Genomic DNA, 10,835 nt, shown 5'->3' with positions numbered 1-10,835 from the left:
GTCAAGAGTAGGATTCGCGCGGTCCAGGAGAAGGTGGGAGCTCAGGTGAACGCACGGCAGCACATCTCCGGCAGGTCCGCGCGGCGGCAGGAGATGGCCGAGCACATCGTGCGCCAGGGTTCGGTCTCGGTGACCGAGCTCGCCGAGAGCTTCGCCGTGAGCGTGATGACCGTCCACCGCGACCTCGACGAGCTGGAGCGCCAGGGGATGGTGCGCAAGGTGCGCGGCGGCGTCACCGCCCAGGCCTCCAACGTCTGGGAGAGCAACATCGCCTACCGGCTCAAGGCGCACACCGCCGAGAAGGACGCCATCGCCCGGCTGGTGGCCGGCCTGATCGAGCCGGGCAGCTCCGTCATGCTCGACGACTCGACCACGGCGCTCGCCGTCGCCGGCCATCTGGCCGAGGCGGCGCCGCTGACCGTCGTGACGAACTTCCTTGAAGCGATCAGGCTACTCGCCGGCAATCCTGACATCCGGCTCATCGCGCTCGGCGGTGAATATCACGCCACCCATGACTCCTTCCTCGGCCTCGGCTGCGTCGAGGCGGTCGACGCGGTGAGCACCGACGTGGTGGTGGTCTCCACCTCGGCGGTCTCCGACCAGTACGCCTTCCACCAGGAGCAGGAGATCGTCCTGGTCAAGCGGGCGATGCTGCGCTCGGGCGGGCGGCGCATCCTGGCCGTGGACGGCTCCAAGCTGGCCCGCGTGGCACTGCACCGGGTCGCGCCGCTCGCCGACTTCGACGTCATCGTGGTCGACTCGAACGCGCCGCACGAGCTGCTGCAACGGCTGCGGGACCACCACGCCAACGTGCAAGTCGCACAGTTATAACACGATCGGCGTTATTTCTAACAGCCCCGCGTGGGTCCGCTACGTCGCCGGTATTCCGTGGGCGTCAGCCCGACCAGCGTCCGGAATCGGCGGGCGAAGTACGTCGGGTCGTCCCAGCCGACGGCGGCACCGACCCGGGCGACCGGCAGGGTCGAGTGGGCCAGCAACGTCGCGGCGCGCTCGGCCCGCAACCGGGCCAGGAAGCCCAGCGGAGTCACCCCGGTGTACTGCCCGAACAGCCGGCCGAGATAGGCGGGATCCAGGCTGACCGCCCGGGCGAGCTCGTCCAGTCGCCACGGCACCTCGGGCGCCGCCTCCAGCCGGGCGACCGTGGCGGCGACCGCGGGATGGACGGCCGGGCCGGGCGCCTCCCGTTCCGGAGCACGGCCGTCGACCAGGATGCCGAGCACCGTGACCAGCCTGCCCAGCACGCGGCCCGGCCGGGCCTGACCGGCCCCGAGGTCCCGTTCGAGCAGGCCGATCTCCGCGATGGCCTCCTCGGCGGCGGCCGGATCGACGCTCGTGACGGCCACGCCGTGCGTCCCGGACGCCACCGGGTCGGTCCACAGCACCCGGCGCAGCATCGGGATGTCGGACAGGGCCGCCAGCTCGCTCCGCAGCGCCTGGGTGGACACGCAGCAGTTGGCGACGGTCAGGCCGGCGCAGTCCCGGAACCCGTGCCAGGCGCCCGGCCGGAGCACGATGACCGCGCCGAGCCTCAGCGCCTGCTCGCCCTGGCTGGTCACATGCCGGCCGCTGCCGGCGCCGATCACCGCGATCTCGAGAAAGTCGTGCGCGTGCGGCTCGATGCCGGCGTCCAGCCGGTGAACGCCTCCCAGGACCGGGCCCCCGGCGAACAGCGCGTGCTCGTGCAGCGTGGCAGGCATGTCGGGATCGTACGACTACTCGCCGGAATAGGGCTAGCCCGCGGCGGCGGCCCGCGACGACGCTGGGAGCATCCCCACTCTGGAGGTCAGCGATGACAACGACCACGACCGAGCAGTCCCGTAGCGACCTCGGCGCGGACGGCACGGTGCCGGACGAGCTTGTCCAGGCCTACCGCGAGCACGGATTCGTCCGAGTGCGAGGCGTTCTCGAGCCGGAGCGGGCCGAGCGCTTCCGGGCCGGCGCGGAGGCGTTCCTGGCGGCGCATCGTGCGGAGAGCCTGGAGCAGCGGGGCGTCTTCAGCCAGCTCGTCAACGTCTGGCAGCGTGACCGGACGCTCCGGGAGCTCACGCTGGACCGGCGGCTCGGCCGGATCGCCGAACAGCTCGCCGGGTTCCCGCTGCGGCTCTGGCACGACCAGATGCTGGTCAAGGAGCCGCACAACAACGCCGCCACCGAGTTCCACCAGGACCGTCCGTACTGGCCGCACGCGGGCGACCGACTCCCGCTGTCGGCGTGGATCGCCCTGGTCGACGTCCCGCCGGAGCGCGGCTGCATGACCTTCCTGCCGGGCACCCAGCATCGCACCGGCCTGCGCCCGCAGGACCTGCACCAGGAGGAGGACCTGTTCGCGGCGGACCCGTCCCTGCGCTGGATCCCCCGCGTCACCCTGCCACTGCGCGCCGGCGACTGCACCTTCCACAGCGGCTACACCGGCCACATGGCGCTGCCCAACCGCACCGATCAGGCCCGGCTGGCGCATGTCACCATCTACATGGACGAGGCGACCGCCTACAGCGGGACCTCGCACGTCGTGACCGACCCCCTCGGCCTCACGGCGGGCGACCGGCTGGACGGCGACACCTTCCCCCGCCCCTGGGCCTGACGACCGCCACCCGGCTCGCCTGCGGTGACACCTGGGTGATGACCGTCAGGCCGGGCTGGGCGGCGGCTGTCAGGCGGAGCTGGTGACGACGGCGAAGCGGGCCTCGTGCGGGTCGGTCAGCACCGCCAGCCGGCCCACGCCCTTCACGTCCTCCGCCGGGGCGTGGACCGTACCGCCGAGCTCGCGGCAGTCCGCCACGGCGGCGTCGCAGTCGCGCACCTCGAAGTAGGCCAGCCAGTGCGGCGGATCACCGGGCTCGAGCGGGAGCAGGCCGCCCAGGGACGAGTCGGCGTCGCCGCCGGCCGGGAAGATCAGCGGGTAGGTCGTGTCCCCCATCGGCCTGTCCTCGAACCGCCAGCCCAGGACCGACTTGTAGAAGGCGCGGACGGCCGTGCTGTCGGGCGCGCGCAGCCCGACCCAGGTCAGCGAGCCGGGTTCGTTCACCAGGTCCACCCCGAGGATTTCGGCGGGCCGCCAGACCGCGAACCGGGCGCCGGCCGGATCCCTGAACTGTGCCGTCTGCCCCTGGGGCGCCAGCTCCACCGGCTGCAGCACGACGGTGCCGCCCGCCGGCTCGACGGTCCGGGTGGTGGCCTCGCAGTCCTCCACCGAGAAGTAGGGGATCCAGGCCGAGGTGACCGCCTCCCCCATGAGCACGCCGATCCCGGCGACGTTCCTGCCGCCGACCTGACAGAAGGTGTACTCGGGCACCTGGTCCTGGAACTCCCAGCCGAACAGGCCACCGTAGAACCGCTTCGCGATCTCGATGTTGAAACTGTCGAGCTCGATCCAGCACAGTGAGCCGGGCAGGAACTGGGTGGTGAGCATGGTGTGCTCCATAGTCACTATGTGACGGTGGTGCGAGGGCGCCACCCGTCACTCCGAGCCTGGCATGGGTCCCCCGCAAAACAAGTACGACCAGCACAAACGAACCATGTTTGACCGGCGGCAGACCGGGACTTGAGCATGGCCCTCCCCCGCCGCCACCACGGCGACGTCCGCGCGGACATCCGATGTCGCGCCGGTGGCCGAAGCCCTCGGGTGGGGCCCGTTTTGAACGCGTTCAACTCGCTGCGCTAGGGTCGTCCCAGACGCCTGGGGGGGCCCCGATGAAGATTGTGATACCCGGCGGAGCCGGGCAGGTAGGCACGATCCTGAATCGCGCGCTGACCGCGGCGGGCCATGAGGTCGTGGTCCTGACCAGACGGCCGGCGCGCGAGCGTGAGGTCCGCTGGGACGGCGAGAGCCTGGGCCCGTGGGCGGCGGAGATCGACGGCAGCGACCTCGTCGTCAACCTGGCCGGTCGCAGCGTCAACTGCCGCTACACCGCGGCCAACCTGCGCGCCATGATGGACTCGCGGGTGCACTCGGCCAGGGTCGTGGGCGAGGCGATCGCCGCCGCCGTACGGCCTCCCCGGGTCTGGTTGCAGATGAGCACCGCCACCGTCTACGCCCACCGCTTCGACGCGGCCAACGACGAGACGACCGGCGTCATCGGCGGCGCCGAGAGCGGCGTCCCGGGCTACTGGGCCTACAGCGTGGAGATCGCGAAGGCGTGGGAGCGGGCGCAGGAGCGCGCCGAGACCCCGCGCACGCGCAAGGTCGGCCTGCGCACCGCCATGGTGATGAGCCCTGATCGCGGCGGCGTCCTCGACACCTTGCTGCGGCTGACGCGGCTCGGCCTCGGCGGCCCGATCGCGGGCGGCGCCCAGTACATCTCCTGGATCCACGACCGCGACTTCGTCCGCGCCGTCGAGTTCCTGGCCGACCGGGACGACCTCACCGGGCCGGTCAACCTCGCCGCTCCCGATCCCTTACCGCAGCGCACGTTCATGCGCGTGCTGCGGGCCGCGTGGGGTGTCCCGGTGGGCCTGCCCGCGACGAGGTGGATGGCCGAACTCGGCGCGTTCGCGCTGCGCTCGGACACCGAGCTCCTGCTGAAAAGCCGCCGCGTCACCCCCGGCCGCCTCCTGGAGGCGGGTTTCGCCTTCGACCACCCCCGGTGGCCGGAGGCCGCCGACGACCTCGTCCGACGCGTGCGCGGCGGGCCTATCCCCCACGACATCCGTTGACGGAACGGGTCAGAGCAGGCGCCTGATCTCCCCGTAGACGCGGTAGAAGCCGCCGCGCCCCGCGGAGCGGACGCCGTCGACGAGGTAGCGGGCGCCCGGTTCGCGGATCTCCTTGGGAAACTGCACGTTCCACGGCTCGTGGCCGGGCGTGACCACGCGGACCCGCAACCGCTCACCCTCGCGCAGGCACTCCACGATCACGCCGTTCGCCGCGTCGGTGGTGGTCTCCAGCGTGACCGACGGCTCGACCGTCGCCAGCGACGCCGCCGCCTTCACGTCCACCCGCTGCGGCACGGTGCCCGCGCGGGCCGCCGTGATCGCGGCCTCGCTCGCGTCGATGCAGGCCAGCGAGCCGTCGGTGGTGACGATGTAGAGCCGGTCGTCGAGGAACTGCATGGAGAAGGCCGAGCCGCAGCCGGTGCCGAGCTTCCACAGCCGCTCACCGGAGGCGTCGAAGCAGTAGACCGAGGAGTGGTTGTCGCCCGCGAAGACGTAGCGGCCTCCCGGCGAGGTGGCGCACGAGTAGACGGCGCCGTCGCATCGGTAGACGGCCTCGACCCGGCCGTCGCTCTTGGCCAGGCGGTGTACGGAGCGCCGGGCGGTGCCGGCGTAGACCGCGTGCTCCTCCTGCCAGCCGAACAGCACCTCGTCCACGAGCGAGCTCTCCCAGACGGGCGTGCCGTCCTCCACGTTGTAGCGGGCCACGCCGTTGGAGTGCCCGTGGTAGACGCCGGTCTCGTCGCACCTGACCATCCAGCCGGAGTCACCCCGGCCGGTGCGCGCCCACTGGAACTCGTCCTCGTAGTCGATCGTGGTGATCCGCCCGGCCCCGTCGGAGACGCCGAGGACGCCGTCGTGGATGTCGAGCCAGTAGATGTCCACGTCGGCGGTGATCTCATACGCGGCCCTCGGGACCTTGCCGCTGAGGTCGTACACCTTGCCGTCGTCGCAGCCCGCGTAGATCCAGAAGTCGTCGGCGACGATGCACTTGACGCCCTCGGGCAGGCGGTAGCGGTTCGTGACGGTGCCGGTGTGCGTGACGGTGTAGACGTCGCCGTGCTGGTTGCCGACCCAGCAGCGCTCCTCGTCGACGAAGATCCCGAAGGCGGCGGCGCCGCTGTCGAAACGCCACAGGACGGGCGCCTGCTGGGCGGTGGAGCGGCTGCTGGCGATGGCTCTGCGGGTGACCGCCCTGCGCTGCCGGACGCCTCGTACGGCGGGCGCGTAGCCCTTGCGGACCTTCTCGCCGATCTTCTTGGCGGCCACGGCCTGTGCCTTGGCCTGGTCGGCGAACGCGCTGACCTTGGTCTGGCCGCTCTCCCCGATGCGCCCGTAAGTGATCGCGACCTGCGTTCCGGACACGATCACCTCGTAGAACTTGTGCGCTCCGCCGCCGTCCTCGGACAGTTCAAGGTAGGTCATGTCCCGCTCTCCAGATGGTCCAGGGCTGATCAACTCCCCGAGACGCTAGAGCATGGCGGTGACAAAGACGGATATTTCCTGATCTCCAGAAGACTGGCGTCGACCACGGCCTGACGCAGGCACCTGACCACCCCCCGACTCCCCGTTTCGAGGGGAATGTCCGAAAAGCGGTGACAAGGACGGCCGATTTCCGTTAGACATGCCCTTCGTGACCATGCTCAGCAGGCGCCGCCTCATCCAGTCGGGCGCACTCACCGTCCCCGCTCTCGCCCTCGGCTCCGGGCCCGCGCAGGCCGGCACGGCCGCGCCCCCGACGACCGGCGTGGTGCCCAAACAGCTGGCCGGCTTCGACACGGCGATGAAGAAGTTCATCGCCGAGCGCGACATCAGCTGCGCGCAGCTCGCCGTCGCCAAGAACGGCAAGATCCTCCTGGCCCGCGGCTACGGCAACTACACCTACAGCGGCTCCCTCAGGCTCGTGCAGCCGACGTCGCTGTTCCGGATCGCCAGCCTCAGCAAGAGCATCACCGCCGCCGCCATCGCCCGCCTGGCCCAGGACGGCAAGCTGACCCTCGGCACCCCCGTGACCCAGCTGCTGGGCCTGTCCGCCACCGCCGACCCGCGGCTGGCGGACGTGACGCTGTGGCGGCTCATGCAGCACACCGGCGGCTGGGACCGCGACGCCTCCCTCGACCAGCTCTGGGCCGACCACACCATCTCGGCCGCGCTCGACGCGCCGCTGCCGATCGGGCACGCCGACATCATGCGGTACGCCACCGCCAGGAAGCTCGACTTCACCCCCGGTTCCCGCTACGCCTACAGCAACTACGGCTACCTGCTGCTCGGCCGGATCATCGCCAAGGTCTCCGGCATGAGCTACGAGTCGTACGTCAAGCAGCGGATCCTGGCGCCCGCCGGCATCACCCGGATGCTGCTCGGCCGTTCAGCGGCCGAGCAGGCGTTCGCCGCCGAGGTCGGCTACGTGTCCCAGTACACGCGCAAGAGCGTGCTCGACGACGACGGCGCGACCGTCCCCTACCCCTACGGCGGCTTCAACATGGCCAACCAGGACGCCAACGGCGGCTGGCTGGGCTCGGCCGTGGACCTGGTCAAGTGGGGCTTCGCCTTCGACAAGGCCGGACCCGTGCTGAACGCCACCTCGATCGGCCGGGTCTTCGCCAAGCCGGAGATCGGCGTCGGGTCCGGCGGGTCCTGGTACGGGCTCGGCTGGAACGTGCGCGCGAACAACGCGGGCGGCCTCAACACCTGGCACACCGGCTCGATGCCGGGCACCTTCGGCTTCCTGGCCAGGATTCAGCACGGGGTCAGCTACTGCGCGCTGTTCAACCGCAGGCAGGAGGGCGACGCACCGTCGTTCGGCTCGATCGACCCGATCCTGGGCACGGCGACGAACGGCGTCTCCTCCTGGCCGACGACCGACCTGACCTCACGCTACTTCTAGCCACGTCCCGCAGATCAGTGCGGCGAGGTCCGACCGTACGCGCGGGGTCAGTCGAGGACGGCGGTGGCCTCGACCTCCAGCAGGATGTCAGGCTCGGCCAGGGCGGCGACGCCCACCAGGGTGGCCGGCGGGACCGGGGCGACCCCCAGCTTCGCGGCGGCGCGGGAGACCCCTTCCAGGAACAGGGGCATCTTGTCGAGGCTCCAGTCGACGACGTAGACGGTCAGTTTCGCCACGTCGTCGAAGGAGCCGCCGATCCCGGCCAGGGCGGTGCCGACGTTGAGGTAGCACTGCTCGGCCTGGGCGACGAGGTCGCCTTCGCCGACCCGGCCGCCGTCGGCGTCGCGGGCGACCTGGCCGGCGACGAACACCAGCTTCGACCCCGTGGCGATCGACACCTGCCGGTAGATCTCGGGCTTGGGCAATCCGTCGGGGTTCACCAGGGTGATGGGCATGCGGCCTCCTTGTTCGTGGGTGCCTCGATACTATAGCAGTGCAATGCTATGTATTCTGGTGCCATGGCGAGGACGAAGGATCCGGCGGTCCGCACCCTGCTCATCGAGCGGGCCGCGCACATGCTGCGCACCCGCGAGCCCATCACCCTGCGCTCGCTGGTGGCGGGGACGGGCGTGTCGACGATGGCCGTCTACACCTACTTCGGCGGCATGGACGGCATGTGGCAGGCCCTGCGGCAGGAGGGCTTCACCCGCCTGGGCGCCCGGTTCACGACGATGACGATGTCCACGGACCCGGTGCGGGACCTGACCGCCCTGATCGCGGCCTACCTCCGCAACGCCCTGGACCACCCTGACCTCTACCGGGTCATGTTCGACGCGAGCGTCGACCTCGAAGACCTCAAGGCCGCGGACGCGACCCTGGAATACCTGGTCCAGGCCGTCCTGCGCGCCAGGGACACCGGCCGCTTCCACGCCGGCACCGTCCCCTTGGAACTCGCGATCCAGAGCTGGGCCGTCGCCCACGGTCTGGTCTCCCTGGTCGCGGGCGGCCCGCTGCCCCGCCAGACGCTCGACCACGGCGTGCCCATGCTGACCGCGCTGTTCGTCGGCGCGGGTGACGAGCCCGGCAGATGCCGCCGATCGGTCGAGCACGGCTGGCGGCCGTTGTCCGGCCCGGACGCCGGATCGCAGCCGGACTGAGTCCTACGGCCGCTCTCCCGGCCCGGGAGACGCCGGTGACGTCAAGTTGGCGACAGCCATGGCCTGGGAGACGCCGGCGACGTCAGTCGGCGTCGGCCATGGCCCGGCGGTGCCGGGACTCCGTCGCCGCCGTCCCGGAGCCGGCGAAGGTGGCCAGCAGCACCAGCAGGGCCGCCTGGGCGAGCATGCCGGGCGCCAGCGGGGGCGCGTCGCCGACCGCCTTGGTGAGCGCGGACCAGTACTGCGAGACGACGGACATGCCGGCCCAGGTCCCGTCGAGACTCTCGTCGAACGAGCCCATGGTGAAGTTGGCGGACACGTGCGCGTACACCCCGATGGCGGAGGCCAGCAGCACCGCGCCCGCGATCACCCTGATCGTGCGGGTCAGCCCGCGAGACTCCTTGAGCAGCAGCAGGACCACGGCGACGGCCAGAAGCGCGAGGGCGGCCCACGGGACGAGCTGCTGCGGGCTGCGCCAGTGCCGCTCGGCGAACAGTTCGAACGCCGCGCCTAAGACGGCGATCGCCGTCAGTGCGGCCAGCGCCCGCCGCATGAATGTCGCGCTCATCTTCACTGAGCCCATGGTGACCCGTCTCCCTGTCTCGGCCTGTGCCGTCCATGGTCACCGTGTCAGCTGAAAGTGATCTCTGCGGAAGATGAAGGTCTCATGAGAAGGGGTCAGACCGGGGGCGGGGTCGGGAAGGCGTCGGGGCCGGCCAGGCCGGTGCTCTCCAGCAGCCGCTGGTGGTTCAGCACCGCCGCGTTGCACTCCTCCGCGTACTTGCGCACCAGCGTGTTCTGGGTGGTCCCGCGCACCGAGCCGATCGCGGGGAAGATCCCGCCGTGCGCCAGCCGCAGCCACTTGACGTAGGTGACGTCGTAGTCCCGCCCGGTCCTGCTGGTGATGTCGGCCATCCAGCGCGCCTGATCCTCGGTGGGCTTCACCGGCAGCCGGATGTCGAACTTCTTCGCCAGGTCGAGGGCCCCTTTGTCCAGTACGTGATGCTGCGCGGCGATCTCCTTGCTGATCGTCCGCACCTTGGCGCTGCTGGCGCGCTGGATCGCCTCCTGGGCCATCGTCATCTCCCACAGCGTGGCGAGCCGTACCTTCTTGATCAGGTCACGGTCGAGGGGCGACAGCGGACCCCATTTCGTGGGCCAGGTGCTGTTGTCGTCCTTGCCGCCCGCCGTCGCCGCGGGCGCCGCGGGCGCCGCCGACGGGTCCGGTTGGGTGAGGCTGGTGGCGGCCGGCGCCAGCTGATCTTCCGGGATCTCCTCCGCGGGTAACGAGGCGGCGTCGGCGACCCTCGCGGTGTCGGCGCTGCGCACGCCCGCGGGCAGGGAGCAGGCGGCGGTGGTGAGCGCGACGGCGCCGCACGCGGCGGCGAGAACGAGACGGCCACGTCGAGAGCGCATCTGCCGTCATCCCCTTCCGGATCGTCGGGTATGACTCGACCGGTTATGCACCGATCTACAGGGGGTACGCACGGCAGCGCGAGATCGTTCACCGCGCCGGCCCGTCCACCTCCTCGACCCCCACGGGGAAGACGTCGAAGTGCACGATCACGTGCGCCGTGCCGGGATCTGGGGCGCCCGGGGAGGCGCTGATCCGGCGATCCGAGAGGGCGCGGTAACGCTCCAGCACCTCGAAGATTTCGTCCCGCATCCCCGCCGTCTCCCCGGCCGTGAGCCGCAGGGAGCGGCGGCCGAGGCCGCTGGCCTGGACCCACTCCTCCGGCGTGCCGTCGGCCTCCTCGCGCCACCGGGTCAGCTCGGCGCCGCGCTGGCGTACGACCTCGTCGAGCAGGAACGCGAGCGCGCCGGCGGCGTCGGCGTCGGCGGGCGACTCGCCGTAGGAGAAGCCGCCCGGCGCCACCCGCCAGTATTTCTCCTTGCCGCGCCCCAGCTCGGGCACCGCCTCGATCATCTCGTGCCGGGCCAGCTCGCGCAGGTGGTAGCTGGTCGCGCCGGTGTTCTGGCCGACCAGTCCGGCGAGCCGGGTGGCGGTGGACGGGCCGTGCTCCTCCAGCAGTTCGTACAGGCGCAGGCGGAGGGGGTGGGCGAAGGACTTGAGCGCGTTGGCGTCGAGGGTCCGGGCGGAAAAGCTCTTGCGCGGCATC

Annotated in this window: 12 protein-coding genes; 5 read left to right on the top strand and 7 right to left on the bottom strand. The window is 71.1% G+C overall.

Going from position 1 to position 10,835, the window contains the following annotated elements:
* Positions 1-45: 45 nt before the first annotated feature.
* A complete protein-coding gene (locus OHA68_RS31335) occupies positions 46-831 on the top strand; it encodes a DeoR/GlpR family DNA-binding transcription regulator (protein WP_327103445.1) in 786 nt (261 codons plus the stop codon).
* Positions 832-848: 17 nt separating this feature from the next.
* Here OHA68_RS31335 and OHA68_RS31330 read toward each other — a convergent pair whose 3' ends face one another.
* Positions 849-1,718: a helix-turn-helix domain-containing protein gene (locus OHA68_RS31330; RefSeq protein ID WP_327103444.1), complete on the bottom strand. Its 870-nt coding sequence runs from the start codon at positions 1,716-1,718 to the stop codon at positions 849-851.
* A 92-nt stretch (positions 1,719-1,810) separates the two neighbouring features.
* Here OHA68_RS31330 and OHA68_RS31325 point away from each other — a divergent pair, with 92 nt between their 5' ends.
* On the top strand, positions 1,811-2,602 hold the full coding sequence (locus OHA68_RS31325) for a phytanoyl-CoA dioxygenase family protein (RefSeq protein WP_327103443.1): 792 nt from the start codon (positions 1,811-1,813) through the stop codon (positions 2,600-2,602).
* A gap of 69 nt (positions 2,603-2,671) precedes the next feature.
* Here the strand turns inward: OHA68_RS31325 and OHA68_RS31320 are convergent, their stop codons facing one another.
* A complete protein-coding gene (locus OHA68_RS31320; RefSeq protein WP_327103442.1) occupies positions 2,672-3,430 on the bottom strand; it encodes a VOC family protein in 759 nt (252 codons plus the stop codon).
* A gap of 281 nt (positions 3,431-3,711) precedes the next feature.
* Between OHA68_RS31320 and OHA68_RS31315 the strand changes: the two genes are divergently transcribed.
* A complete protein-coding gene (locus OHA68_RS31315) occupies positions 3,712-4,674 on the top strand; it encodes a TIGR01777 family oxidoreductase (RefSeq protein ID WP_327103441.1) in 963 nt (320 codons plus the stop codon).
* Between the two features lie 9 nt (positions 4,675-4,683).
* Here OHA68_RS31315 and OHA68_RS31310 read toward each other — a convergent pair whose 3' ends face one another.
* The gene (locus OHA68_RS31310; RefSeq protein WP_327103440.1) at positions 4,684-6,096 is read right to left on the bottom strand and encodes a WGR domain-containing protein; all 1,413 of its coding nucleotides are present in this window, start codon (positions 6,094-6,096) and stop codon (positions 4,684-4,686) included.
* Between the two features lie 199 nt (positions 6,097-6,295).
* Between OHA68_RS31310 and OHA68_RS31305 the strand changes: the two genes are divergently transcribed.
* Positions 6,296-7,558 carry a serine hydrolase domain-containing protein gene (locus OHA68_RS31305; RefSeq protein WP_327103439.1) on the top strand — a complete coding sequence of 421 codons (1,263 nt, stop codon included), beginning with the start codon at positions 6,296-6,298 and terminating at the stop codon, positions 7,556-7,558.
* 47 nt (positions 7,559-7,605) lie between these two features.
* On the opposite strand, the gene OHA68_RS31300 is transcribed toward OHA68_RS31305, so the two are convergent.
* Positions 7,606-8,013 carry a RidA family protein gene (locus OHA68_RS31300; RefSeq protein WP_327103438.1) on the bottom strand — a complete coding sequence of 136 codons (408 nt, stop codon included), beginning with the start codon at positions 8,011-8,013 and terminating at the stop codon, positions 7,606-7,608.
* A gap of 63 nt (positions 8,014-8,076) precedes the next feature.
* Here OHA68_RS31300 and OHA68_RS31295 point away from each other — a divergent pair, with 63 nt between their 5' ends.
* Positions 8,077-8,715 (top strand): TetR/AcrR family transcriptional regulator, encoded by a 639-nt coding sequence (locus OHA68_RS31295; protein WP_327103437.1) that lies wholly within the window; start codon positions 8,077-8,079, stop codon positions 8,713-8,715.
* An 82-nt stretch (positions 8,716-8,797) separates the two neighbouring features.
* On the opposite strand, the gene OHA68_RS31290 is transcribed toward OHA68_RS31295, so the two are convergent.
* The 3 genes from OHA68_RS31290 to OHA68_RS31280 form a co-directional block, all read right to left on the bottom strand.
* Positions 8,798-9,283, bottom strand: coding sequence for a hypothetical protein (locus tag OHA68_RS31290; protein WP_327103436.1), 486 nt, complete (start codon positions 9,281-9,283; stop codon positions 8,798-8,800).
* A gap of 110 nt (positions 9,284-9,393) precedes the next feature.
* On the bottom strand, positions 9,394-10,131 hold the full coding sequence (locus OHA68_RS31285; protein WP_327103435.1) for a DUF4142 domain-containing protein: 738 nt from the start codon (positions 10,129-10,131) through the stop codon (positions 9,394-9,396).
* A gap of 88 nt (positions 10,132-10,219) precedes the next feature.
* Complete coding sequence (locus tag OHA68_RS31280) at positions 10,220-10,834, bottom strand: helix-turn-helix domain-containing protein (protein ID WP_327103434.1); 615 nt, start codon at positions 10,832-10,834, stop codon at positions 10,220-10,222.
* Between the last annotated feature and the right edge of the window lies 1 nt (position 10,835).

The organism is Nonomuraea glycinis (assembly GCF_035920485.1).
Lineage (GTDB): Bacteria > Actinomycetota > Actinomycetes > Streptosporangiales > Streptosporangiaceae > Nonomuraea > Nonomuraea glycinis.
Note: the sequence above shows the minus strand (reverse complement) of the source record. Positions and strands in the feature narration are given on the sequence as shown.